The 23,276-nt window shown below is 63.5% G+C and carries 22 protein-coding genes; 6 read left to right on the forward strand and 16 right to left on the reverse strand.

Going from position 1 to position 23,276, the window contains the following annotated elements; genetic code table 11:
• Positions 1-267 precede the first annotated feature (267 nt).
• Positions 268-2,844, reverse strand: coding sequence for a DUF3141 domain-containing protein (locus tag ACGK9R_RS10015; RefSeq protein WP_394580769.1), 2,577 nt, complete (start codon positions 2,842-2,844; stop codon positions 268-270).
• A 197-nt stretch (positions 2,845-3,041) separates the two neighbouring features.
• On the opposite strand from ACGK9R_RS10015, the gene ACGK9R_RS10020 reads away from it, so the two are divergent.
• Together ACGK9R_RS10020 and lipA are read left to right on the forward strand one after the other, a co-directional pair.
• On the forward strand, positions 3,042-4,031 hold the full coding sequence (locus tag ACGK9R_RS10020; protein WP_394580771.1) for a LysR family transcriptional regulator: 990 nt from the start codon (positions 3,042-3,044) through the stop codon (positions 4,029-4,031).
• A gap of 287 nt (positions 4,032-4,318) precedes the next feature.
• Positions 4,319-5,371 carry a lipoyl synthase gene (gene lipA, locus ACGK9R_RS10025; RefSeq protein ID WP_394580773.1) on the forward strand — a complete coding sequence of 351 codons (1,053 nt, stop codon included), beginning with the start codon at positions 4,319-4,321 and terminating at the stop codon, positions 5,369-5,371.
• A gap of 70 nt (positions 5,372-5,441) precedes the next feature.
• Here lipA and lipB read toward each other — a convergent pair whose 3' ends face one another.
• The 11 genes from lipB to ACGK9R_RS10080 form a co-directional block, all read right to left on the reverse strand.
• Positions 5,442-6,104, reverse strand: a complete 663-nt coding sequence (gene lipB / locus ACGK9R_RS10030) for a lipoyl(octanoyl) transferase LipB (RefSeq protein WP_394580775.1) — start codon at positions 6,102-6,104, stop codon at positions 5,442-5,444.
• Positions 6,104-6,415, reverse strand: coding sequence for a YbeD family protein (locus tag ACGK9R_RS10035; RefSeq protein WP_394580777.1), 312 nt, complete (start codon positions 6,413-6,415; stop codon positions 6,104-6,106). The genes lipB and ACGK9R_RS10035 overlap by 1 nt, the downstream gene beginning before the upstream one ends.
• A 57-nt stretch (positions 6,416-6,472) precedes the next feature.
• Positions 6,473-7,672 carry a D-alanyl-D-alanine carboxypeptidase family protein gene (locus ACGK9R_RS10040; protein ID WP_394580779.1) on the reverse strand — a complete coding sequence of 400 codons (1,200 nt, stop codon included), beginning with the start codon at positions 7,670-7,672 and terminating at the stop codon, positions 6,473-6,475.
• 64 nt (positions 7,673-7,736) lie between these two features.
• Positions 7,737-8,717, reverse strand: a complete 981-nt coding sequence (locus tag ACGK9R_RS10045) for a septal ring lytic transglycosylase RlpA family protein (protein WP_394580780.1) — start codon at positions 8,715-8,717, stop codon at positions 7,737-7,739.
• On the reverse strand, positions 8,714-9,772 hold the full coding sequence (gene mltB / locus ACGK9R_RS10050) for a lytic murein transglycosylase B (RefSeq protein WP_394580782.1): 1,059 nt from the start codon (positions 9,770-9,772) through the stop codon (positions 8,714-8,716). Before mltB ends, ACGK9R_RS10045 begins: the two co-directional genes overlap by 4 nt.
• 31 nt (positions 9,773-9,803) lie before the next feature.
• The gene (gene rodA / locus ACGK9R_RS10055; RefSeq protein WP_394580783.1) at positions 9,804-10,964 is read right to left on the reverse strand and encodes a rod shape-determining protein RodA; all 1,161 of its coding nucleotides are present in this window, start codon (positions 10,962-10,964) and stop codon (positions 9,804-9,806) included.
• Entirely contained in the window at positions 10,964-12,871 is a 1,908-nt protein-coding gene (gene mrdA, locus ACGK9R_RS10060) for a penicillin-binding protein 2 (protein ID WP_394580785.1), read from the reverse strand. The genes rodA and mrdA overlap by 1 nt, the downstream gene beginning before the upstream one ends.
• Before the next feature lie 60 nt (positions 12,872-12,931).
• The gene (gene rlmH / locus ACGK9R_RS10065) at positions 12,932-13,399 is read right to left on the reverse strand and encodes a 23S rRNA (pseudouridine(1915)-N(3))-methyltransferase RlmH (protein WP_394580787.1); all 468 of its coding nucleotides are present in this window, start codon (positions 13,397-13,399) and stop codon (positions 12,932-12,934) included.
• 19 nt (positions 13,400-13,418) lie between these two features.
• A complete protein-coding gene (gene rsfS, locus ACGK9R_RS10070) occupies positions 13,419-13,811 on the reverse strand; it encodes a ribosome silencing factor (RefSeq protein WP_394580789.1) in 393 nt (130 codons plus the stop codon).
• A 75-nt stretch (positions 13,812-13,886) separates the two neighbouring features.
• Positions 13,887-14,573, reverse strand: a complete 687-nt coding sequence (gene nadD / locus ACGK9R_RS10075) for a nicotinate-nucleotide adenylyltransferase (protein WP_394580791.1) — start codon at positions 14,571-14,573, stop codon at positions 13,887-13,889.
• On the reverse strand, positions 14,570-15,877 hold the full coding sequence (locus ACGK9R_RS10080) for a glutamate-5-semialdehyde dehydrogenase (protein ID WP_394580792.1): 1,308 nt from the start codon (positions 15,875-15,877) through the stop codon (positions 14,570-14,572). The genes nadD and ACGK9R_RS10080 overlap by 4 nt, the downstream gene beginning before the upstream one ends.
• Before the next feature lie 256 nt (positions 15,878-16,133).
• Between ACGK9R_RS10080 and ACGK9R_RS10085 the strand changes: the two genes are divergently transcribed.
• The 3 genes from ACGK9R_RS10085 to ACGK9R_RS10095 are packed head-to-tail and all read left to right on the forward strand — an operon-like array spanning position 16,134 to position 19,310.
• The gene (locus tag ACGK9R_RS10085; protein ID WP_394580794.1) at positions 16,134-16,958 is read left to right on the forward strand and encodes a hypothetical protein; all 825 of its coding nucleotides are present in this window, start codon (positions 16,134-16,136) and stop codon (positions 16,956-16,958) included.
• Complete coding sequence (locus ACGK9R_RS10090) at positions 16,955-17,896, forward strand: diguanylate cyclase domain-containing protein (protein ID WP_394580796.1); 942 nt, start codon at positions 16,955-16,957, stop codon at positions 17,894-17,896. The genes ACGK9R_RS10085 and ACGK9R_RS10090 overlap by 4 nt, the downstream gene beginning before the upstream one ends.
• A 16-nt stretch (positions 17,897-17,912) precedes the next feature.
• Complete coding sequence (locus ACGK9R_RS10095) at positions 17,913-19,310, forward strand: bifunctional DedA family/phosphatase PAP2 family protein (protein ID WP_394580798.1); 1,398 nt, start codon at positions 17,913-17,915, stop codon at positions 19,308-19,310.
• A 4-nt stretch (positions 19,311-19,314) separates the two neighbouring features.
• Here ACGK9R_RS10095 and ACGK9R_RS10100 read toward each other — a convergent pair whose 3' ends face one another.
• The 3 genes from ACGK9R_RS10100 to mpl are packed head-to-tail and all read right to left on the reverse strand — an operon-like array spanning position 19,315 to position 22,002.
• Complete coding sequence (locus ACGK9R_RS10100; protein WP_394580800.1) at positions 19,315-19,938, reverse strand: LysE family translocator; 624 nt, start codon at positions 19,936-19,938, stop codon at positions 19,315-19,317.
• Between the two features lie 43 nt (positions 19,939-19,981).
• Positions 19,982-20,626 (reverse strand): flavin prenyltransferase UbiX, encoded by a 645-nt coding sequence (locus ACGK9R_RS10105; protein ID WP_394580802.1) that lies wholly within the window; start codon positions 20,624-20,626, stop codon positions 19,982-19,984.
• The gene (gene mpl, locus ACGK9R_RS10110; protein WP_394580804.1) at positions 20,614-22,002 is read right to left on the reverse strand and encodes a UDP-N-acetylmuramate:L-alanyl-gamma-D-glutamyl-meso-diaminopimelate ligase; all 1,389 of its coding nucleotides are present in this window, start codon (positions 22,000-22,002) and stop codon (positions 20,614-20,616) included. Before mpl ends, ACGK9R_RS10105 begins: the two co-directional genes overlap by 13 nt.
• A gap of 220 nt (positions 22,003-22,222) precedes the next feature.
• Between mpl and ACGK9R_RS10115 the strand changes: the two genes are divergently transcribed.
• The gene (locus tag ACGK9R_RS10115) at positions 22,223-22,624 is read left to right on the forward strand and encodes a glutaredoxin family protein (RefSeq protein WP_394580806.1); all 402 of its coding nucleotides are present in this window, start codon (positions 22,223-22,225) and stop codon (positions 22,622-22,624) included.
• Here ACGK9R_RS10115 and ACGK9R_RS10120 read toward each other — a convergent pair.
• Positions 22,621-23,178 carry a hypothetical protein gene (locus ACGK9R_RS10120; RefSeq protein ID WP_394580808.1) on the reverse strand — a complete coding sequence of 186 codons (558 nt, stop codon included), beginning with the start codon at positions 23,176-23,178 and terminating at the stop codon, positions 22,621-22,623. The two genes, ACGK9R_RS10115 and ACGK9R_RS10120, sit on opposite strands and share 4 nt — an antisense overlap.
• Between the last annotated feature and the right edge of the window lie 98 nt (positions 23,179-23,276).

The following is a 23,276-nucleotide window of genomic DNA, read 5'->3' on the forward strand; positions in this document are numbered from 1 at the left end:
CTCTGAATACGTACCGCGTTTGAAAACGTGGTGGCGGTGAGAAAAATGCGCCTACCCTACCCCAGCCCTTTGCCAAGCGCCAGTAGCCCGATGGCCGGCGAACGCACTTTATTAAATAGGGGTGACAACCGGGCTTTGCAAATTTTGCGTTGAAAAAAGCCGCCTCCAATGCGCCCCCGAAGCCTTGAACCCAACGACCAAAAACGCCCCCGGCAGAACCGGAGGCGTGGCGTTACCAGGCGCTTACAACGCCCTTTTGACTCGGCTTTAGCGGCGGCTACGTGGCTTCGCCGGTGAGGTCTTGCGTTTGGCGGCGCCGCTTCTGGTCGACCCGGTTTTGGTTGACGCCGTCTCTTTTACACTCGAAGGCGACTGTTCGCTGCTCGAAGCGTTCTGGTTAGTACCGGCACGGGTAGCCTCTTTTTCTTCTTCGCTACCGCTCGATTGGCTCTGGTTTGAAGCCTGCTCGGCGGGTTTTGACGCCGCGGCTTTCGCACTATCCGCTGTGGTGAGCTTTGTTGCGCTGTCGGCTTTCGCCTTCGAAGCGTTCTGAGCGGTGAGCGCTGCAGGCGATGTTGACTCGGCTGTGGGCGCTTGCGTACGCGCCTTGTCGAACAGCGCTCGAATCTGATCGAAGCGCTCGGCGCCGCGCTCGCTGAGCTCACCGCTGGCGCCGAACACCTGCTCGAGCTGCTTCAAGTGCTCGTCGAGGGCGTCGTTGCTCTCTTCTTTTAGCAGAGCCGGCAGCGACTCGAGCGCGGCCTGTCGATCGAGCTTGAGAATGAAGAACTGCTCGCGCACCACGCGTTTGAACTCCTCCAGGGTGGTGCGCGTCTCGAGCTCGGCGCGCGAGGCGCGCAGGCGCTTGAAGTTACGCTCATCGGTGGCAGGTGCGCCGCCGAGCACGTAGATGATCGAACGCAGAATCGCCTCGAGAGCGCCGCCTTCGCTGATCTTGTCACGCAGCTGCTGCTTGCGCGATTCAATGAAACGCAGGTGCTCGGGCTCGGCGCCGGGCCGGCGGCGATGTACGTGGGCATCGCCGTAAAGCCCTACCGCTGCCTGAAGCTGCGGCTGACCGAACAGGGTCAAAAACGCCTTTTCCGTAGCGGCGTCGCGCAGATCGCGAAAGGTGTTGAGACCATCGACGATCTGATCTGAGGCAAAGGATTCGAAGGTCTTGAAGAGGTTGTCCTCCCCTACCTCGACGCGATTCTGACGCACCGCGTCCGCCATCATGGGTAGAAAAAGGGTCAGCGGATTGCGATCGGACATCAAGCGGTAGCCCAACCGAATCGGATGCATCCGGCGAATGAGACGCGCTGACTCCGGGGTGATCATCGAACGAATCAGCGGCTGCAGGCAGAGCCGGTAAAAGCCCAGATTGATTTCGGAAATCCGCGCGACGGTGGCGAAGCGCCGATCGTCCTCGGGGCGATGCTGCACCTCTTCATCGAGCTCGTCGAAATTCCGCGGTGTGAACTCGAGCAGGTAGTCGCGCTCGATCAGCTCGGCATCCTCGCGCTCGCTGGCATGACTGATCGTGGTTTCGTAAAGCCCCGGCGGCATGACGTCGATATAGTCCATGTTCGCCGTGAACTCGGAGTGCTCCTTGCGCGAAACGCTGCCGGAGACGAAGATGCCCAGGTGCCCGGTGGTATCGTGCAGACAGTAGATGATGGTCTGCTCGTTGGCGACGACGTCGTCCTCGCCTTCGTAGAGATCGCGAATCCACCCGAGCGCCTGGGGCGGCGGCGTGATGTCGTCACCGCGCGAGCAGAACACCACCACCGGCGAGCGCACGTTACGCAGATCGATACGCCGCCCATCGCGGGTAACGAGCTGTGCGGTAGAGAGCCGATTACCGACGAACAGATTATCGACGATGTACTGGATTTCCTCGCCGCCCAGCACCACGTGGCCGCCCCACCAGCGCTCGAACTCGAGATAGCGGGTAGTTTCGGTGTCCACGTTGGCGTAAAGGTGGTACTGCTTTTTCCACAAGGTATTGGCCGGGTTCAGCCGCTCGAAATTCTGCACAAGCCAGGCGCCATCGAACTGGCCGTTACCCAGATCGCTTGCCAGCGCCGTGACCCAGCTACCCCCGGCAAGGCCGCCGGTATAGCGCATCGGCGCCTTGCCCCGCTCGCCGGCCCAGTAGGAGAGCGGAGCGCCGGCGATCAGAATGGGGCCGAACACGTCCGGCTCCAGCGCCGCCCCCATCATCAGCTGCCAGCCCGCTTGGCAGTTGCCGACCACCATCGGCTTTTCAGTGACATCCGGATGGCGCGAAATGACGTGACGCAAAAATGCGACTTCCGCCTCGATGACGTCCTCGACGGTCTGCTCCGGCTCCGGGTAAGGTAGAAAGCCGATAAAGTAGCACGGGTGCCCGGCCTTGAGTGCCACACCCAGCTCGCTATCCGGCTTGAAACCACCGATACCCGGGCCGTGACCGGCACGCGGGTCGACCACCACGAAGGGGCGTTTATGCGGGTCAACCTGGGTGCCTTCCGGAGGCAAAACGCGCAGGAGCTCGTAGTTGGTGGGCCGGTCCAACGTACGCCCGTCCATGATCACTTCGGTCTTGAAGCCGAGCACGCTGGGTTTGGTCTGCTCCATGTGCTCGAGATACTGGTTGCCGCGGATGCGCATGACGTCCCAGTAAAGGATGCTGCGCTCGACGCTATCGCGCCAGTAGCTGATCGCTGCACGGCCGAAACCGAAAGGGTCCATCACGCTGGCAAGCGCCTCTTGGCCAGGCAAGGGGGCCCCGGGTTGACCGCGCTCGGGAACACCACTGAGCCAGCGACCCGATAAAAGGGGATTGGCAAGAAAATTCATGGATTCTCCTGATGGATGGGTGCATGACGCACATCCACATCGCGCGTCGGTATGCTGCATCGCAATATAGTCTAGATCAAAGCGCGCTGGGCGTCGATAAAGACGCCGCCTCAGCCAAGTGATAGCATCGTCAAAACGCGGCGCGACATGCCGCTTTCAAGCCCGCGCCTGGCGCCGGCCACCGCTTCCGAGGGCACATGACGCCGACCAGTCTGCTCAATCGTCTGACCTTTCGCCAGCTACAGGTATTTCAGGCGGTGTATCAAAAGCGCTCCTACTCTCGCGCCGCCGAGCAGCTCGGCTTGACCCAGCCAGCGGTGAGTGCTCAGATTCGCCAGCTCGAACAGGCGCTCGGCGCGCCGCTTTTTCACTACGCTGGCAAGACGCTCCACGTGTTACCCGCAGCGGATACGCTAGCGGTGTCGGCACGGGAAATCAGCCATCAGTTGGCCAGGCTCTCGATGAACCTGTCGGATCTTTCCGGCACGCTTAGAGGCGAGCTCAACCTGGCAGCGGTCTCCTCGGCGCAGTATGTAGTGCCCTATATGCTCGCGCGCTTTCGCGCCCACTACCCGGAGATCGACGTTCGGCTCAAGGTGTGCAACCGACGCCAGGCGCTGGAGCGTCTCGCCGAGCAGCGCGACGACCTGGTGATCATGGCCATGGTGCCGCGAAGCGATGCACTATCGGTCACGCCGCTGCTGGATAACGAGCTGATCGCGGTGGTCTGGCCCGACCATCCGCTTTTGAGCATGAAGGAGCCTACTCTCGACGACTTCGCCCGCCACTTCATCCTGATGCGCGAGCCAGGCTCTGGCGTGCGCAACGCCTTCGAGCAGCTGGCCGCCGACCGCGAAGTGGACCTTCCCCACCGCATCGAACTCGGCTCCAACGAGGCGATCAAGCAAGGGGTGATGGCCAAGCTCGGGGTGGCGGTACTGCCCCGGCTAGCGGTTCGCCTGGAGCTCGAGCAGCGCTTGCTGGCAAGCCTTGCGCTGCCCGCTTTCCCCATACGGCGCAGCTGGTGCGCGGTCAACCGTCGCGACCGCTTCCCCACCCCAGTGGCCGAGCTTTTCCTGCGTTTCACCAAAGAGCATCTGCCCGAATATCGGCGCTACTTTCGAGACCCGGCCTCGCCGCTGCCCGGTCACGGCGTCTCATGCCTGCCCTTTGCCATCAGCCCTTGAGCCGACCCGTGCTGTTTTGCGCTTTGGCAAATATGTTACATTAGAGGTACTACCTACGTCGTATCGGGGCGTGAACCAATCCGAGACGGCGTATCTGTATTTAACGAAGTGCCTGGACGTTCAGGGTGCCTTGAAGGGCCTTGAAAATAGCGCTCGAAGCGGCGCAGCCATAGGCTCTGGCGCTCGGCACCTCAGGAGCGCATAGTTCTGGAGTGAATAGCTCTGGAGCGCACAGTTTTAGGGCGCATCGTGTTCCAGCCCGTTGCACAGTAGAGAGGCTCTTTTTTATGAGCAATACCCCCACACAGCGTGTGTCCAGCGGCCAGAAATATCGTAACGAGCACGGCACTTCTGCCATCAAGGATGGCATGAAGCAGCGCCGCGAAGAGCCTCAGTCGCCCGCTCTGGAGCGCAAGCCCAAGTGGCTGCGCGCCCAGATCCCCGGCGGCGAGCGTTTCGAAGCGGTGAAGAAGAACGTGGCCACTCACCGCTTGAGCACTGTGTGCGCGGAGTCGCACTGCCCCAATATGGGCGAGTGCTGGAGCAACGGCACCGCCACCATCATGCTGATGGGCTCGGTGTGCACACGGGCGTGCCGCTTTTGCGCGGTGGATACTGGCAATCCCCAGGGCTGGCTCGACCACGAAGAGCCCGAAAACACCGCCAAGTCCGTCGAGCTGATGGCGCTTCGCTACATCGTGCTGACCTCCGTCGACCGCGACGACCTGGACGATGGAGGCGCCGCCCACTACGCCAGCTGCATTAGGGCGATCAAGGCGCGTACCCCGGAAGTCGTGGTCGAGGCCTTGACCCCGGACTTCGACGGTCGTTTTGACGCCATCGAGCGCGTCGTCGACTCGGGGCTCGAGGTGTTCGCTCAGAACGTCGAAACCGTCGAGCGCCTGACTTCGCGAGTGCGCGACCCGCGCGCCGGCTACCGCAAGACCCTCGACGTGCTGGCCCACGCCAAGAAGCATCGTCCGGACGTGATCACCAAGACCAGCCTGATGCTGGGATTGGGCGAAACCGACGAGGAGATCCTGCAGACCTTCGATGATCTGCGCGAGATCGGCGTCGATATCGTGACGCTGGGTCAGTACCTGCGCCCAACAAAGAACCACCTGCTGGTGGAGCGCTGGGTCACCCCGGAAGAGTTCGACCGCTACCGTGTGCTGGGCCTCGAAAAGGGCTTCATGGAAGTGCCTTCGGGGCCGCTGGTGCGCTCGAGCTACCGCGCCGACAAGGTGTTCGAGAAGAACAATCTGGGGCTCGCCTCCCCCGCCGCGGTGCCGGGGCAGCAGGAAGACGAGAACCGTATTCCGGCGCTCAACGTCGGCTAAATTGCCGCGTTATCCGCATACAAAACGCCTGCCCTTTCGGGGCAGGCGTTTTTTTCGTACCCATCAACGGCTAGAGCGATTTGAAGTGGGCCGGGGCGAGCGAGCGGCCGAGTATCCGCGCAAGCGCAGTGGCGAGCTTCTCACCCACTTCGTTCGGGTCGGAAAGCGCCACCAGATCCTGCAGCTTGGTCACCGCCATACCGGCATAGCCGCAGGGGTTGATGCGCGCAAACGGCGCAAGGTCGGCGCTGACGTTGAGCGCCACGCCGTGATAGCTCCCCCCGCGGCGTATACGAAGCCCAAGCGAGGCGATCTTGGCCTCGCCCAGCGGCGTGGTCACATAGACGCCCGGTGCATCCGGCCGCGCCCGGGCCGCCACACCGTAGCCATCGAGCACGTCGATGACCGCATTCTCCAGCGCGCTGACCAGCTCGCGCACGCCGATTTTCGCCCGGCGCACGTCCAGAAGCGGATAGAGCACCACCTGGCCGGGACCGTGGTAAGTGACCTGGCCGCCGCGGTCGGTTTGCACCACGGGAATGTTGCCGGGCATCAACAGATGCTCCGGCTTGCCCGCCTGACCCTGGGTAAAGACCGGGTCGTGCTCGACGAGCCAGAACTGGTCCGGCGTGGTCGCGTCGCGCTCGTCGGTGAGCGCACGCATCGCTTGCCAGACCGGTTCGTAGGGCTTCTGGCCCAGGGTGTATAACTCGATGGGCGAAAGCGTGCTCATTACACGACCATGTGCACGCGGCCGGTCGCCTTGAGCTCCTCGAACAGTGCCGCCAGCTGTGGTTCGCCGGTGGCCTTGATCGAAACACGTACCGATTGAAAACGGCCGTTGCGGCTGTCCACTACCTGCATGGCACTGGCATCGAAGTCCGGGTCGTACTTCACCAGAATCTGGCATACGCTAGCGGCGAAATCCTCCGCCGCGTCACCCACCACCTTGAGCGGATAGTCGCAGGGAAAGGTAATTTTGGGGGGTTCGGCGGCGCTTTGCGTGCGCATATCGCGAAACCCCTTGTTCGCATCCTTTTTCATGCTCTGCCTTTTTCGAGTTGCGTCATTGACTCTCGCTCTCGCTTCTCGCGGGACCGCTTAGTCGGTGAAACGGCTCAAAAGCCCGCTGAAAAAGCGCTGAACCTGATCGAACAGGCGCTTGAACAGCCCCCCCTCCTCGACGCTCTCCAGCGCTGAAAGCTGGCGCTCTCCGACCATCTCGTCGCCCAGGTACACCTCGAGTGTGCCCACTTCGTCGCCCACGGCGATCGGCGCCTGGATATCCTCGCGCAGGTTGAGGCGCGCGCGCAGCTCTTCGTTACGGTTGCGCGGCAGCGTCATGAACACTTCGTTATCAACGCCGACACGCAGTTCGTTGGCCTCGCCACCCCAGATCCGGGGTGTGGCCAGCACGGCGCCGCGCTCGTAGAGTTTCATGGTTTCATAAAAGCGAAAGCCGTAGCTCAAGAGCTTCTGGGTTTCCTGAGCGCGGGCCTCTTCGGAGTTGGTGCCCATGACCACCGAAATCAAGCGCATGTCATCGCGCTTGGCGGACGACACCAGACAATACCCCGCCGCAGTGGTCCAGCCGGTCTTAAGACCGTCGACGGTCGGGTCACGCCATAGAAGCCGATTGCGGTTGGGCTGGTCGATCCCACCGAAGGAGAAGTTTTTCTGCGAGTAAATCGCGTAGTGCTCCGGGTAGTCATTGATGATGTGCTGAGTCAGAAGCGCCAGATCGTGAGCCGAGGAGTAGTGATTATCGTGGGGCAAGCCGGTGGCGTTTTCGAAGTGCGTGTTGCGCATGCCCAAACGGTCGGCGTGCTGATTCATCAGGTCGGCGAAGGGCGCCTCGCCGCCGGCCAAGTGCTCGGCCATGGCGACGCTGGCGTCGTTGCCCGAAACGATGACGATGCCGTGAAGCAGATCCTCCACCGAGACTCGGTCGCCGACTTCGATGAACATTTTCGAGCCGCCGGTGCGCCAGGCGTTTTCGCTGATGTTGACCATGTCGCTCATGTTGATGGTGCCGCGGTCGAGCTCGCGCTCGACCATGTAGGCGGTCATCAGCTTGGTGATACTCGCCGGCGGTAGGCGCTCGTCGGCGTTGTGCTCGACCAGAATGCGTCCGCTATCGGCGTCCATCAGAATCCAGGAGCTGGCCGCCAGCTGTGGCGCGGCGGGAATAATGGTCTGGGGCTGGGGAATCACCTGGGCCGTGGCGGGGAGCGCCACTGCGGTCACCGTAGCGAACAAGCAGAGTCGGGCGGTACGGCGAAACGCATTCAACATAGTCATCACTCACTTCTCACTTGCATCAATAAAAAACGTCGAAAAAACGAAAGCAATCAGAAAAAACCGATTATCTCACAACGAAGGCCTGGGGGAAGCCCGCCTGATTCAGCGCCGCCCGGGCCTGCTGCTCCTGAGCCGGTGCCATCGGCCCCACCTGGACGCGGTGTACGTTGGCATCGCTCATCACCCGCACCGAGTGTAAAAGCTCGCCGCCCAGGCGCTGTTGAAGCTCGCGCGCGCTCTCTTCACTGCCGAGCGCGGCGATCTGTAAAAATATCTCGTCGCCGCTGGGCCGGGACGCCGGTGCCGGCGCGGCGGCGGGCGCCCGAGGGGCTGGAGCTGGCGCGGCGGCCTGCACCGGCTGGGCGGGCGCTGCGGGGCGTGCCGGTGTCGGGCTCGGCGCGGGCTGCGCCGCCCCGCCACGGTTTGCCAACCACTGCTGGGGGTCGATCGCCTCGACGCGTACCGCGCCGGTACCGTTGTCCAGAATGCCGAGGCGCGCCGCCGCGGCGTAGGAGAGATCGATCTCGCGGTCGCTATGGAAAGGGCCGCGGTCGTTGACCCGCACGATCACCGAGTTGCCGCTATCCATACTCGTGATACGCGCAAAGGTCGGCAGCGGCAGCGAACGGTGCGCTGCCGACATCTTGTACATGTCGTAGATTTCGCCGTTGGAGGTGGCGTAGCCGTGGAACTTCTCGCCATACCAGGAGGCGGTGCCCTGACGGGCGTAGCCTGAAGCACTCGGCAGCACGTGGTAGGTTTCTCCCCACACCTGATAGGTCGACCGATTGCCCGCCCGCGAAGGCTCTTCGATTCGCGGCTGCGCGTCCGGCACCTGGCTCACATCCGGCGGCTCGAGCGGGTAGGCGTCGCCGCTCATGGCGTAGCGCCCGCCGCCGCCGCTCGAGGTGGAGGCCGCCGCCTCGGGCGCCTGGCGTTCGGTATTGACGGTAGGTGGAGCGCTCTGGCTTGCACAGCCGCTGACCAGCGCACACAGCGTGGCCCCGGCGCCGAGCATGCGCGCGTGTTTGAACAGTGCCTTCATCCTTGACCCTCAAGCGTCTTCGCAATGGCGTTGGCAAGCTCGACCACGGCCATCGCGTAAAGGTGGCTATGGTTATAGCGGGTGATCACGTAGAAGTTGTATTCGCCCAGCCCGTAGCGGGTCTGGCCATCGGCGAGCTCGAGAGCCAGCGGCACCACCTTGCGCTCCGGCGCCAGCGGCTCGAGGGATACCAGTCCCGCCTCGGATGCTTCACCGGCGGTGACGCTCGGCGCGCGGGTCTGGTTGAACGAAAGCGCCTGGCGCGCGCTTTCGCTGCCTTCAGCGTCGTGATAAATCGGCGCGCCGGGCTGCCAGCGATGTTCGGCGAAATAGTTGGCGACGCTGCCGATCGCATCGACAGGATTTTCCCATAGATCGCGGCGCCCATCACCATCGAAGTCGACGGCATAGGCCTGATAGCTGGTGGGAATGAACTGCGGATAGCCCATGGCGCCGGCGTAGGAGCCGACCACACTTTCCGGAGCGACCTGCTGCTGGTAGGCGATTTCCAGAAAGGCGGCCAGCTCGCCGCGAAAGAACGCGCCGCGGGTGGGGTGATAAAAGGCGAGCGTAGCAAGCGAGTCGAGCACGCGGTGATCGCCCTTGAAGCGCCCGTAGTAGGTTTCCACGCCGATGATCGCCGCGATCACCTCGGGCGGTACGCCGTAGGTCGCTTCGGCGCGCTCGAAGGCGTCGCGGTGCGCGTCGATGAAGGCAGCGCCTTCTGCCACCCGCTCGTCGCTCATGAAGATGTCACGGTACTCGTGCCAGCGCAGGCGGCGCTCGGCGGCGCCCTCCATCGCATCGAGCACGTTCTGGCGGTAGTGCGCGTGATCGAAGGCATCAATCAACCACGCGCGAGGAATGCCCTGCTCGACGAGCTCGTCGAACAGCTCGCCCGCCCCCGCGTGCTCAGCGGGGTCGAAGGAGGTCGCGCTTGCGACTGCCTCGCTGGGTGCGGCGTCAGTCGACGAGATATCCTCCGCTAGCGCGGGGGTCGCGGCCATCGCAAGCGCCAAAAGCGCGCCGCTGACGCTGTGTCCGGTCCTGCCCATTTACCACCACTCCTTGTTGAATCATTCGCCGCTAGCGCGACAGCAGCCGCCGGTGGGCGTGTATCGACATGAGAATACCGAAGCCGGCCAGCAAGGTCACGCTCGATGTCCCGCCGTAGCTGACCAGCGGCAGCGGCACGCCCACCACGGGCAGAATACCGCTGACCATGCCCACGTTGACGAACACGTAGATGAAAAACGTCAGGATGATACTGCCGGCAAAAAGTCGTCCGAAGGTCGCCTGGGACCCGGCGGCGAGCCACAGCCCGCGGCAAATGATCAGCGTGTAGAGCGCGAGCAGCACCAGCATGCCCACCAGCCCGAACTCCTCGCCGAGAACGGCAATGATGAAGTCGGTATGGCGCTCGGGCAGAAACTCGAGCTGGGATTGGGTGCCCTCGAGCCAGCCCTTGCCCCATACCCCGCCGCTGCCGATCGCCGTGGTCGACTGGATGATGTTCCAGCCCGAGCCCAACGGGTCGCTGTCCGGGTCGAGAAAGGTCAGCACGCGCTGGCGCTGGTAGTTGTGCATGTTGATCCATAAAAGCGGCAGCCCCGCGGCGGCAAGCGCGGCGATGAATGCGATCAGCCGCCAGGAAAGCCCAGCGAGCAGCACCACCAGTACCGCGGCGCTGGCGATCAGAAGCGAGGTGCCAAGATCCGGCTGAATGGCGGTCAGCACTACCGGCACACCGATGATTACCGCGCACACCGCGATATCGCGAAACCGCGGCGGAAGCTGGCAGCGTGTGAGGTAGGCCGCCACCATCAATGGTACGGCGAGCTTCATCATCTCGGAGGGCTGAAAGCGGATCACACCGGGAATCTCGAGCCAGCGCTTGGCCCCCATGCCGATATCGCCGGCAATTTCCACCGCCAGCAGCATGGCAAGCCCTACGCCGTAGACCAGCGGCGCCCAGCGCAAAAAGGTGGTCGGCGAAAGCTGGGCGATAACGAACATGACGGTCAGTGCGATGCCAAAGCGCGTCGCTTGGGCGATCACCACCTCGATACGCTGGCCCGACGCGCTGTAGAGCACCATCAACCCGCCGGCCATTAGCGCCAGCAGCATGATCAGAAGCCAGGGGTCCAGATGCAAGCGCTCCCAGAGGCTCTTGCGTCGAGCGATGCCACTGTCCGGTGGGCGCACCGGGTGGCGGCGAAAGCTTCTGGGAAGTGGCCAGGTCGTCATCAGTTGCCCTCTACGCGTACGCTATCATCGTCCATCTCTTCGAGTATCTCGTCGGCCTTCGGCGCCTGATCGCGCAGAATCCAGGCGTCGGTCATGGCTCGGGCCAGATGTGCGGCGTGGGTACTGCCGCCGCCGGCGTTTTCAACGATTACCGACACCGCGATCTGCGGATCCTCGATCGGTGCGAACGCCATGAACAGCGCATGATCGCGCAGGCGCTCCTCGAGCTCATCGGCGTTGTAGCGCTGATCCTGGCCCAGCGAGAAGACCTGGGCGGTGCCGGACTTGCCGCCCATGCGGTACTCGAGCCCCACACCGGTGCGCCGCGCGGTACCTTCACTGCCGGAAAGCACTTTCTCCATGCCGCTGAAAACCCGATCCCACCAGCTATCGTTGGAAAGCTGAATATCCTCGAGTGTATTCGGCAGCACGTCGGGCATGGGCTCGCCGCCGAGCTGGCGCGCCAAGTGGGGCTTGACCCAGTGGCCGCGGTTGGCAAGCGTGGCGGTAGCGCTGGCGAGCTGCAGCGGCGTGATCTGCAGATACCCCTGGCCGATGCCCACCGATAGTGTCTCCCCCGGATACCAGGACTGGTTGAAGCGCGCGCGCTTCCACTCGCGGGAAGGCAGAAGCCCGGTGCTTTCGCCCTGCACATCAAACGCGACGCGCTGACCGAAGCCGAAGTTGCTCAGCTGCTCGTGGATGCTATCGATCCCCAGATCGTGGGCCAGCGAGTAGAAGTAGGTATTATTGGATACCGCCAGCGCCCGCTCCATGTCTACCCGCCCGTGCCCCCAGCGCAGCCAGTTGCGGTAGCGCCGCGAGTCGTTGGGAAGCTGATAGTAGCCGGGGTCGTTGATCGTGCTGTCCGGGGTGATGACCCCCTCTACCAGCCCGGCCAGCGCCATGAAGGGTTTGATCGTCGAGCCCGCCGGGTAGTGACCGCGAATCGCCCGGTTAAAAAGCGGCAGGTCGATATCTTCCTGGAGCGCACGGTAGGAGGCAACGTCGATGCCGGTCACGAACTGGTTGGTATCGAAGCCCGGCGTCGAGACCATGGCGAGAATTTCGCCGGTGGCGGGGATCACCGCCACGATCGAACCGCGCCGACCATCCATCAGCTCGTAGGCGAGCGCCTGCATCGACTTATCCAGCGTCAGCGTCAGGTTCTGGCCCGGCACCGGGTCGGTGCGGCCAAGCTCTCTAAGCACCCGCCCGCGGGCGTTGGTTTCGACCTTGCGAAACCCCGCCTCGCCATGCAGCTCTTCTTCATAGAAGCGCTCAACCCCGGTCTTGCCGATAAAGTGGGTGCCGGCGTAACGCCCGGTATCCAGCTCCTTGAGCTCTTCGGCGTTGATCCGCCCGACGTAGCCCAGTACGTGGGACATGATCTCGGCGTCCGGGTAGTAGCGCAAAAGCTGCGCCTCGACCTCTACACCGGGCAGGCGGTGGCGGTTGACGGCGAGTCTGGCGATCTGGTCCTCGTTCAGATCGCTCATCAACAGCGCCGGCTGGAAAGGCCGCTGACGCTGACGCGAGCGAACGTTGAAGGCGTCGACCTCCTCTTCGGGCAGCTCGAGCAGCTCGACCAGAAGCGCCAGGGTCTCATCCAGATCGTCGACCCGCTCGCGTACCAGAGTGAGATTGTAGGTAGGCCGATTTTCCGCCAACAGCACCCCGTTACGGTCGAAAATCAGCCCGCGGTTGGGGGGAAGCGGCTCGACGCGGACGCGGTTTTTTTCCGAGCGCGTGGTGTAAAGCTCATGCTGGACGATCTGAAGATAAGCCAGACGACCGGTGAGAAGCCCGGTCAGCAGTATGACGAAGACGATGGCCAGCAGCGCCCGGATCCGGAAGATGCGAAGCTCCTGCTCGGCGTTTTTCAGCGTGTCTCGGCGCTTGCGCATAGCAACACACGACTCTTGAATCTGGCACGGGCGCGAGCGGGCGAGCGCCCGATGGTACGCCTAGCGGTGGTAAGGATGACCGATCTGCAGCGTCCACGCGCGGTAGAGCTGCTCGGCGAGCATGACCCGCACCAGCGGGTGCGGAAGCGTGAGTGCCGAGAGCGACCAGCGCCGGTGGGCCTCGGCCGACACCGCGGGCTCCAGGCCATCCGGGCCGCCCACCAGAATCGCGATGTCGCGGCCCTGCATGCGCCACTCGCCGACTTCACTCGCCAGCGCCTCGGTACTCAGCGACTTGCCGTTGACCTCGAGCGCGATGATCAGTTCATCGCCACGCAGTTTTTCCCGGATGCGTTCGCCTTCCAGCGCTCTGGCCCGCGCGATGTCGGCATTCTTGCCCCGCGCGCCAAGCGCGATCTCCTCTATCTCGAGAGAGAACTCCCGCGGCAAGCGCTTTTGATAGGTGCGAACGCCCTCCTCGACCCAGCCGGGCATTTTGGTGCCCACCGCGAGAAGCCTTACTTTCATGCGCTGGTGCCTACCGCACTCATGACATCGTGATGCGCTGGTCGGGGTTTTGCAGCGCTTCGTTGAGCAGCTCTTCACCGCCGTCGCTCGGTAGATCTGCCCACAGGCGCTCCAGATCGTACAGCGCGCGAGCTTCGGGCATCATGACGTGAACCAGTACGTCACCCAGATCCACCAGCACCCAGTCGGCGTTGTCGCCGCCTTCCACGCCCTGGGGCGCCATACCCGCGGCCTTGGCCTTTTCCACCACGTTCTGCGCCAGCGCCGACACGTGACGGGTCGATGTACCGCTGGCAATCAGCATCAGGTCGGTGACCTGGGTCAGCTGGGAGACATCCAGCTGGGTGATGTCGCGGGCCTTGAGCTCTTCCAGCGCGTCGATCGCCAGATTCTTCAGTGTATCGATGTGCATGACTCCAGAAACAACCTCGTTTGGACACGAAATAGCCGGCCATTGTAACGGCTTCTTTAGCGACTACCAGCGCTATTAGCGACTTTGATAGAGCCCGCGGGCAAAAATTTGCGCTTCGACGGCCTCGGGCAGCAAATAGCGCACGCTTTTGCCCTCGCCAAGGCGCGCGCGAACCTCGGTGGCCGAGATCGCTATGCGGGTGTCGAGCGAAAGTGAAAGAAACCGTCCGGCGGGGGCCGCCATCAGCTCGGCCACGGTGTCGACTTCGCGCTGGCCCACCAGTTCCTCGAGCGCTTTGTAGCGCGGCTGCTCGAAACCGGGCCGCGCGATGACGACCAGATGCGCCAGCTCAAAAAGCCTTTCAGGCTCGCGCCACTCGGCCAGGCGCAGAAAGGTGTCAAAGCCGATCACCATGCAAAGCCGCGCGCTGGGCCCGTACTCGTTTCGAAGTTCGGCAAGCGTATCGACACTGTAGGAGGGACCCGCGCGCTTGAGTTCGCGGTCGTCGGCGATCAGATGCGGCGTATCGCCAACCCCGGCTTTCAACAGTGCAAAGCGCTCCTCGGGAGCCACCGTCGGCTCGCCGCGAAGCGGCGGCCGCGGCGCGGCGACCATGTGCAACCGGTCGAGCCCCAGCGCCTCGCTCACTTCCAGGGCACTTCGCAGGTGCCCCAGGTGGACCGGGTCGAAGGTGCCGCCGAGCATGGCGATTTTCACCGGCTGCTTGTTGAGTGAAGATGCGGCGAGGTCAACGCCGCTCATTGGCGAACCTGCCCCTCGCCGAGCACGATGTATTTTTGCGTGGTCAGCCCCTCGAGCCCTACCGGGCCGCGGGCGTGGAGCTTGTCCGTCGAAATGCCGATCTCGGCGCCCAGTCCGTACTCGAAGCCATCGGCGAAGCGGGTCGAGGCGTTGACGACCACCGAGCTCGAGTCGACCTCGGCCATGAAACGCCGGGCAAGCGAATAGTCTTCGGTAACGATTGCATCGGTATGGCGGGAGCTGTAGCGCTCGATATGGGCGATCGCCTCCTTAATGCCATCGACCACGCGAATGGCGAGAATCGGCGCCAGATACTCGGCCTGCCAATCCTCCTCGGTGGCCTCGAGCGCCTGGGGGAGCAGCGCCCGGGTGCGCTCGCAGCCGCGAAGTTCGACCGAGTGTTCCGCAAACGCGCGAGCAAGCTCCGGCAGCAGGATATCGGCGATGGCGGCGTCGACCAGCAGCGTTTCCATGGTGTTGCAGGTGCCGTAGCGGTGCGTCTTGGCGTTGACAGCGATGGCGAGCGCTTTGGTCGGGTCCGCCGTGGCATCGATGTAGACATGACAGACGCCGTCCAGATGCTTGATCACCGGCACCCGCGCCTCGGCAGCGATGCGCGCGATCAGTGACTTGCCGCCGCGGGGAATGATCACGTCGACGAACTCTGGCATGGTGATCAGCGCACCAACCGCGGCGCGGTCAGTCGTCGCCACCACCTGTACGGTGCTGGCGGGAAGCCCCGCGCTTTCAAGCCCGGCCGCGATACACGCATTAAGCGCAGCGTTGGAGGCCCGGGCCTCGGAGCCGCCGCGCAGAATACACGCGTTGCCGGACTTCAAACAAAGGCTTGCCGCCTCGACGGTGACGTTGGGCCGCGACTCATAAATGATACCGATCACGCCCAGCGGCACGCGCATCTTGCCGACCTGGATGCCAGAGGGGCGGTAGTTCATGGCGCTGATCTCGCCGACCGGGTCGGGCAGCGCTACCACCTGGGTAAGGCCCTCGATCATGGCATCGATACGCGCCTCATCGAGCGCCAGTCGATCGAGCAGCGCCGCGTCGAGGCCGTTTTGTCGGCCGCGTGCCATGTCCTCGGCGTTGGCGCCCAGGAGTGTGGCCCGCGCGGCGTTAAGCTCGCGGGCAATCGCCGTCAGCGCGCGGTTCTTGACCCCGGTATCGGCCAGGCGCAGCGCTTGCGCGGCGGCGCGGGCGTTTCGCCCAAGCTCATTCATGTAGGCAGGCACATCGGTGCTGGCCAGCGTGGTCAGGGCGTTATCAGAATCGGCGCGCGCAACGCTCATGCTCTCTCCCGGAGTCGATCGACTTTTCTGCAAGAAGGCCAGGCGCTTACCATGGACTCGCCTGAGTCCGCGCCGGCCGGGGGTTCAGAAACAACTCATAACATTAACATCCACCCAAAAAATACACTAAACGTTATACTGAATTTTCGTGCGCCGCTGACCTGCGCCGCTGTCGCTATCATTCTGATGCGACGGGCACTATCTCGAACCGGGCCGATAGTCAGTCACTATGGAAAACGAGTACAAGGTACGTTTTTTGCGAATCAACCTGCTGTTGGCGGCGTTGGCTCTCGCACTCTGGGCCTTTGGCGCCCCCTGGCTTGCCGCCACTGCCCTGTGGGTCGGCGCGATCTGGCTTTTCATCACCGCTGCACTGCTCGATTTCACCCTGCGCTATTCGCGTCACGTCTTATGGCAGCTTACGACCAGCGCGCTGCTGCTGGGCTTGATCGCTGCCGCTCCCGAGCGTCACAACACTTTGATCTGGGTGTGGGCGGCGTTTTTCATGCTGCCCCAATCCCGCCGGGTACTCGCCTGCAACGCGCTGGGCGCACTTGCAAGCTGGGCACTGATCGCCATTACCACGCCGTTCGCCCAGGCGCTGATGCTGCTGCTGGCGCTGGGGATCGTATCGCTACTCGCCTATATCCAGAGCCGCCGGCTGATTAACGTCAACGGTGCCATTCGCCAGCGTTTGCGGCTGATCCCCGGACTCAATCTGTGGGCCGGCGAGCAGCTAGTGCGTGACTTGAGCCGTGAGCAGATACGCGCCAGGCGCGAAAGTATCCACGCCGAGGTGGTGATCGTTCACGTCAAACGCCAAAAGCTCTGGAGCTGCGCTCAGGAGCTCTGCGCACTAACCCACGACTTCGAAAGCGTGTACCGCCTCGATGGGTCAAGGCTAGCGGTGCTGCTGCTGTGTCGCGATAGCGAGGGCGCGACCAAACGCCGCCAGGAGATCGAGAGCGCCTTGTACGGCAGTATCCAGTGCCAGCATGTACCGCTTTGCGAGCTCGCGCCCGACGCGTTGAGCCTCGAGTCACTCGCCGAGCGCTTCGGCCTGCCCGGGTACAGCGTATGACCCGCTGGCTACAGCATCCGCGGGCATTGATGAGCCTGACCTACGCCGCCTGTCTGGTGCTCATCGCGCTCTACACGCTGTGGCTCTACGCCATGGGCTACTACCGCGAGCTGATGGTACCCCTGTTCATCACGCTGTTTCTGGTTTCGGCACTGCTGCTTCACTGCGGCCAGGCGTTCTCGCCCTACGGACCCCGAGCGATTCTTTTGAGCAGCGCCTATATCTGTGTCTGTTCGGCGCTCCATTTCGAGCTGACCCACTCCCTGCTCTGGCTCGGCCTGCCCGTGGCCGCCTCGTTCGTTTTACTGCCCCACTGGAGCGCGCTCTGTCTGACGCTGCTGTTCACGCCGCTATGGTGGCTTTTGCCGCCGATCGACAGCGCCATGCTCGAGTTTCCTTTTGGCTACGTTGCGATTCTCCTGATGTTCGCCCTCCCCCCCTGGGAGTTGGCCCGGCGTCACGCGCTCTTGCGCGCCTCGGACCCCAACGACAGCGAATGCGATGCCTACCACATCGACACGCTCAAGGAGCGCCTTTGCAACGAGTTTCAGCGTGCGCGGCTGCTCGACAAGCGCCTTGCGGTGCTGGTCCTGCATCTGCCTCAGCTCGACATGGCCGAAGAGCAGTTCGGCTCGGGTACCAAGCGGGCGCTTCTGGCGGCGCTTTGCAGTGAGGTCAACAGCCGCTGTCGCGATCATGACCTGCTCGGCCGCGCCAGTAGCGCCACCTTCTGGCTTGTTTTGCCCGATACCAGCGAGAGCGGCGCGCTGCTGGTCCGCGAGCGCCTTTACCGGGCGCTGTCGCGGCGCGTCATGATCGAAACCGGCCCCCTGGAGGCGCGCATTGGGGTATGCTTGCCGCGGCCCGAGGAGAGCTTCGAGCCGTTTGTCACCCGCCTGGCGCGTTTCTCAAAGACGCTCAAGGCGCCCACCCCATGAATGAACGGAGTCATTTGTGCCGCTAGCCGAGCAGTTGCTGGACCTTTCGCTTTCCCCTTTTGCCCTGATTTTGATCGTTTTTCTGGTATCCATGCTCGAATCGCTGGCCGTGGTGGGTCTGCTGGTGCCCGGGGTAGTGCTGGTCACCGTGGCCGCATCGATGGCGGGTCATCAGGACGTCGACATGTTCTTGCTCCTGCTGGCTGCGTTTTTCGGCGCAGTGGTGGGCGACGGCGCGAGCTTCAAGCTTGGCTATGACCACCGCGAGCAGGTCACGAGCCGCTGGCCGCTGGCTCAGCATCCGGAGTGGCTGGGTCGCGGGGCGCGGTTTTTCGAGCGCTACGGCATCTACTCGGTGTTCATCGGCCGTTTCGTGGGCCCGGTTCGCCCGATCATTCCACTGGTGGCGGGCATGATGCGTATGCGCCCGCGCACCTTCCTGTGGGCCAACGTGAGCTCTGCGCTGATCTGGGCGCCGGCCTACGTGCTGCCCGGGTATCTGCTCGGCCACACCTGGCAGCGCTATCTCGAGCTTCCCGCCAACGTCGAGACCGCGTTGTTCGTACTCGCCGGTATTTTTGTGGTGCTGGCGCTGTTGTTCTCCTGGGGGCGCGTTCAGGTGGGCCGTCACGGAAGGCTCTATCTCGCCTGCGCTCGCGCCGCGCGGCGCCTGCCTTTCGTGCGCCGCCCCTGGCTTGCGATGAGCCAGAGCGGCGAGGTGCCGCTGGCCTCGCTTTTGCTGCTGGTTCTGAGTCTGACCGGCTTCTGCGCCTGGACGCTTTACGTGCTGGAGTCGCCGGATTCGCTGGCCCTCGACCTGCAGACCCAGCGACTTTTTGACTGGCTGCGCAGCGAGCCGCTTTTGTGGGTGAGCCTTGGTTTTGCCAAGCTCGGCGACAAGCTCGGCATCGTCGTGCTGATATTTCCTTACGGGGCCTGGCTATTGCTCAAGCGGCGCTTCGATGTGCTCTGCTGCTGGGCGGCGGCGCTTGGCGGGGTTGCGCTGCTCAATACCCTCGGCAAGGCAGCGTTCGGCCGCGCCCGGCCCGATACGCCGGACTACCTGACAGGTTCGCTCTCCTACCCCAGTGCCCATACCTCGGGATTTGTCGTGGTCGTAGGCCTGGCCGCCGCCTTCATCGCCGCCGAATGTCCGGCCAGGCGCCGGCTTTGGGTCTACTGGGCGGCGATCATACTGATCATGCCAATGGCGCTTTCGCGCCTGCTGCTCGGGGTGCACTGGCTAAGCGATCTGATCGGCGGGGCGCTTCTGGGGCTTGCGGTTTGCGCCCTGGCGCGCCTTGGCTGGCAAAGCCGGCCGCGCGCACCGCTCTCGCCCTGCCCGTGGGCCTTCTTGCTGGGGGTCACCGTCGTGCTGATGGGCCTGCGCATCGGCTTTTTTCCGCCGGTTTGACCCGTCAGCCCAGCGCCAGCCAGACCCCTACACCAATCATCAGCGTCCCAGCGATGCGGTTCATCAGCCGCACATTATTGCTTTTGCCCAGCGTCTTGCGCAGGGTCTTGCCGCCGGTGGCGTAGACCAGAAGGCTGATGAATTCGATGGTCAGGATCACCACAATCAGCGCCACCAGCTGTTGACCCAAGGGGCGCGTGCTATCGAGAAACGGCGGCAACAGCGCGACGAAAAATGCCCAGCCCTTGGGGTTGGCGATCGCCGTGACGAACCCTTGCGCTGCGAGCTGCGCCCGCCCGGCGGCGGGACCGGTGTCGATGTCCGAAGGGATCGCCATGCGCCCGCGCGAGCGCCACATCATTACGCCCAGGTACGCCAGATACGCCCCGCCGACCCACTTGAACACCGTGAACAGCGCCGGCTGCTTGAGCATCAGCGCCGCCACGCCCGCCCCGGCGGCGGCGGCCACTAGTCCGACGCCGGCAAGCTCTCCGGCCATCATCCAGAGCGTGCGCTTCACGCCCTGGGTCATGCCCAGCACCATCGCCAGCGTCATGCACATGCCCGGCGTCAGCGACACGAACAGAAAGGTCGGTATGAAAACGGAAAGCGTCGCCCAGGAGAGCATACGAATGGGTCCTTAGGTGCGTAAATGATAAATAGCGTATGGATCAGGAATTCGGCGCTTGCTCACCCCAGCGCGGCATCAGGCGGTGATGGATGCCAAGCTGATTGAGAATTCGTGCGACGATGAAGTCGATCAGCGCGTCGACGGAGTCCGGGCGGTGGTAGAAACCGGGCGCGGCGGGCAGAATCACCGCTCCCAGCCGGCTCAACGTCAGCATGTGCTCGAGATGAATCGCGGAAAACGGGGTTTCGCGGGGCACCATGATCAGCGTACGCCGCTCCTTGATTGTCACGTCTGCGGCGCGCTCGATCAGGTTGTTGCTCGCCCCCGTGGCGACCGCCGAGAGCGTGCCGGTGGAGCACGGACAGATCACCATCGCCGAGGGTGCGCCGGAGCCCGAGGCCACCGGGGCCATCCAGTCCTCACGCCCGAAGCAGCGAATCTGCCCGCCCTGCGCCCGGCTAAGCGCCGTTAATGCTTCCTGCAAGCGTTCGGGCTTGGCCGGCAAATCGATATCGGTCTCGGTGGCGATCACCATGTGCGCCGCCTTGGAGATCATGACCCACACTTCGTGGCCCGCCTCCACCAACACCTCGATCAATCGAAGCCCGTACTGGGCGCCGGAAGCGCCAGTGAGCGCCACGCTAACCGGCGCCTTGAACGTATTGCCTTGCTCTAACGGTTGCATTCATCCTCCCGGGCGGTCAGCGCGCCGAGAAGGCGCTCGTGAATACCGGCGAAGCCGCCGTTGGACATCACGACGATCCGATCCTGGGGTAAGGCGCTGGCCACCACCGCTTCGACCAGCGCATCGATATCGCTATAGATCCCGCCCGCCTTGTCAGCGTCGACCAGCGAAGCCATCGACCACCCCAGGCCCTCCGGCTCGAACCAGTACGCCGCGTCGGCATCCTCCACGCAGGTTTTCAAGCGCTCGCGAAGCGCGCCCAGACGCATGGTATTGGAGCGCGGCTCGATCACCGCCAGAAGCCGCCCCCGGGGCGTGGCGGCACGAAGCCCCTTGAGCGTGGCAGCGATCGCCGTGGGATGGTGGGCAAAATCGTCGATCACCTGCACGCCGCCGATTTCACCGCGCACCTCCTGGCGGCGCCTTGGCGTTTGAAAGCGCGAAAGCGCCGCACAGGCCCGGGGCAGGTCCACACCCAGCTGATAGGCGCAGGCGAGTGCGGCGAGCGCGTTGCAAGCGTTATGCTCGCCGGTCAGCTCCCACTCGACCACGCCATCCTCGGCGCGGCCATCCCGCTCGACGATGACCTTGAAACGGCTGGCATCCGGCTGCTCCAGCTGGTAGCGCCAGGGGCTTGCCGGATCGCTGCCGAAAAACGCCGTCGGCGACCAGGCGCCCATGTCGAGCACCCGCGATAGCGCCGGCTGGTGATCCGCCACCAGCAGCAAGCCGTTACCCGGTACGGTACGCACCAGGTGATGAAACTGACGCTCGATCGCGGCCAAGTCCGGGAAGATATCCGCATGGTCGAACTCGAGATTATTGAGCACGGCCAGGCGCGGGCGGTAGTGAACGAACTTGGAACGTTTATCGAAAAACGCCGTGTCGTATTCGTCGGCTTCGACCACGAAGGGCGCTCCCTCCGCACCCAGCCGTGCCGAAACACCGAAATTACGCGGCACGCCACCGATCAAAAAACCGGGCGCTTGACCCGCGCTCTCCAAAAGCCAGGCCAGCAGGCTCGCGGTGGTCGTTTTTCCGTGGGTGCCGGCAATGGCGATCACTTCACGCCCGGGTAGCACGTAGTCGGCGAGCCACTGCGCCCCGGAGGTATAGCGAAGGCCCAGATTCAAGAGCGCCTCGACTTCGGGATTACCCCGCGAAAGCGCGTTGCCCACCACGACCAGATCGATATCCGACGTCAGGTTCTCGGCGCGGTAGCCCTGGATCAGGGCGATACCCGCCTCCTCGAGCTGTGTACTCATGGGTGGATAGACGTTGGCATCCGAGCCGCTCACCCGGTGGCCGAGCTCGCGCGCCAATAGCGCAAGACTGCCCATGAAAGTGCCACAGATACCGATAACGTGCAGACGCATGGGTGCAAACCCTCTTCCCTTGCCGACAGCGCCCTGGCGCGCGCCGATAAAAGTCAAAAAAATCAGTCGACGAGACTAGCACGCCTCGAGGCCGGGCTCACCTTCGCCGGGCAATTTATCCGCCCGCGTGTGACAACGCGCGCGGTTTATTGCACGATGCAGCCACTTCTTTCGCCTACCCCCCTTCATCGGGGCCTGACTGCCCCCTCCGGAGTACACCATGCGCAGTGTGATTCGCACCTTCTTTCGCGGCGTTCGCCTGGTTTTGACCCCCTTCATGCTCGCCTCGGAGAGGCTCTCCACTCCCAAAGCCCAGTTGCGCTCGCCCGAGGCCCAGGCCGAGGTCGACCGGGCCTGCGAAGCCCTTGCGCTTTATCAGTTTCGCGCCTGCCCGTTTTGCATCAAGGTGCGCAAAGAGATCGCGCGGCTCAACCTCTCCATCGAAACTCGCGATGCCCAGCACGACCCGGAGCATCGAAAGGCGCTGGAAGAGGGTGGCGGCCGGGTCAAGGTGCCCTGCCTGCGGATCGAAAAAGAGGGCGAAAGCGAATGGCTTTACGAATCCAACGACATCATTCGCTGGCTCGACCAGCGCTTTAGCACGCCTTCGACGCCTGGTTAAAATTCCACTTCGCGCGCGCGAAGCGCAAAGCGCGCATCCAAATTCAGCGGCTCCGCGCCATCCATCAGTGCCTGGGAAAGATTCAATTCGCCGTCCAACTCGCCTTCGAGCGAGAGCCCGTGGCCGTCACGCTCGACCCGCTCGAGCGTGACGCGAAGCGCTTGACCCTCGGCGGTGTAAACGGGTCCGGTAGGCTCGTCGCCAATGAAGTAAAAAAGCGCCGCGCTTTCGAGCGTGGCCGTCTGCCCCGCCATATCGATATGCAAACGCAGCGCCAGCGAATCCCTGAGCGCCTGGCTATCGGCCTCAGCGAAGCCCGCGATGTCGACCAACAGAATATCGTCGTGCTCGACGAAGGTCGCGCTGGTGTCGCGACCACTTTCCGCGAGATACCACGTTACGGGCTCACCTTCGAGCTCGCCACGAATAGCCGGCGCATTAGCCGCCGCGGCCATCGTGCTCAAGGCAAAACATGCCGCGAGTACGGCACGCTTGAAGGCGTGGAGACCCTTCTTCCGCGAAGGCTCATTGGTCAGTCGTTTACGCGAAATCATGGTTTTCTCCCGCCCGTCAGGCATCGATTCATACGCTGGTTTTATGACGTGAGTGAGTCAGGACGCGGGCTGGCGCCGGTTCATTCGGCAGATGAATG

The organism is Halomonas sp. HNIBRBA4712 (assembly GCF_043558675.1).
Lineage (GTDB): Bacteria > Pseudomonadota > Gammaproteobacteria > Pseudomonadales > Halomonadaceae > Vreelandella.

What these genes read in the sequence shown, in the direction of transcription:
- ACGK9R_RS10105 (WP_394580802.1), bottom strand. Translation starts at nt 20,626, where the DNA reads ATGCAACCGTTAGAGCAAGGCAATACGTTCAAGGCGCCGGTTAGCGTG.
- rodA (WP_394580783.1), bottom strand. Translation starts at nt 10,964, where the DNA reads ATGACGACCTGGCCACTTCCCAGAAGCTTTCGCCGCCACCCGGTGCGC.
- ACGK9R_RS10035 (WP_394580777.1), bottom strand. Translation starts at nt 6,415, where the DNA reads ATGAAAAAGGATGCGAACAAGGGGTTTCGCGATATGCGCACGCAAAGC.
- mpl (WP_394580804.1), bottom strand. Translation starts at nt 22,002, where the DNA reads ATGCGTCTGCACGTTATCGGTATCTGTGGCACTTTCATGGGCAGTCTT.
- lipA (WP_394580773.1), top strand. Translation starts at nt 4,319, where the DNA reads ATGAGCAATACCCCCACACAGCGTGTGTCCAGCGGCCAGAAATATCGT.
- ACGK9R_RS10080 (WP_394580792.1), bottom strand. Translation starts at nt 15,877, where the DNA reads ATGAGCGTTGCGCGCGCCGATTCTGATAACGCCCTGACCACGCTGGCC.
- nadD (WP_394580791.1), bottom strand. Translation starts at nt 14,573, where the DNA reads ATGAGCGGCGTTGACCTCGCCGCATCTTCACTCAACAAGCAGCCGGTG.
- ACGK9R_RS10020 (WP_394580771.1), top strand. Translation starts at nt 3,042, where the DNA reads ATGACGCCGACCAGTCTGCTCAATCGTCTGACCTTTCGCCAGCTACAG.
- rsfS (WP_394580789.1), bottom strand. Translation starts at nt 13,811, where the DNA reads ATGCACATCGATACACTGAAGAATCTGGCGATCGACGCGCTGGAAGAG.
- mltB (WP_394580782.1), bottom strand. Translation starts at nt 9,772, where the DNA reads ATGGGCAGGACCGGACACAGCGTCAGCGGCGCGCTTTTGGCGCTTGCG.
- mrdA (WP_394580785.1), bottom strand. Translation starts at nt 12,871, where the DNA reads ATGCGCAAGCGCCGAGACACGCTGAAAAACGCCGAGCAGGAGCTTCGC.
- ACGK9R_RS10015 (WP_394580769.1), bottom strand. Translation starts at nt 2,844, where the DNA reads ATGAATTTTCTTGCCAATCCCCTTTTATCGGGTCGCTGGCTCAGTGGT.
- ACGK9R_RS10090 (WP_394580796.1), top strand. Translation starts at nt 16,955, where the DNA reads ATGACCCGCTGGCTACAGCATCCGCGGGCATTGATGAGCCTGACCTAC.
- ACGK9R_RS10100 (WP_394580800.1), bottom strand. Translation starts at nt 19,938, where the DNA reads ATGCTCTCCTGGGCGACGCTTTCCGTTTTCATACCGACCTTTCTGTTC.
- ACGK9R_RS10120 (WP_394580808.1), bottom strand. Translation starts at nt 23,178, where the DNA reads ATGATTTCGCGTAAACGACTGACCAATGAGCCTTCGCGGAAGAAGGGT.
- ACGK9R_RS10115 (WP_394580806.1), top strand. Translation starts at nt 22,223, where the DNA reads ATGCGCAGTGTGATTCGCACCTTCTTTCGCGGCGTTCGCCTGGTTTTG.
- ACGK9R_RS10045 (WP_394580780.1), bottom strand. Translation starts at nt 8,717, where the DNA reads ATGAAGGCACTGTTCAAACACGCGCGCATGCTCGGCGCCGGGGCCACG.
- ACGK9R_RS10040 (WP_394580779.1), bottom strand. Translation starts at nt 7,672, where the DNA reads ATGACTATGTTGAATGCGTTTCGCCGTACCGCCCGACTCTGCTTGTTC.
- lipB (WP_394580775.1), bottom strand. Translation starts at nt 6,104, where the DNA reads ATGAGCACGCTTTCGCCCATCGAGTTATACACCCTGGGCCAGAAGCCC.
- rlmH (WP_394580787.1), bottom strand. Translation starts at nt 13,399, where the DNA reads ATGAAAGTAAGGCTTCTCGCGGTGGGCACCAAAATGCCCGGCTGGGTC.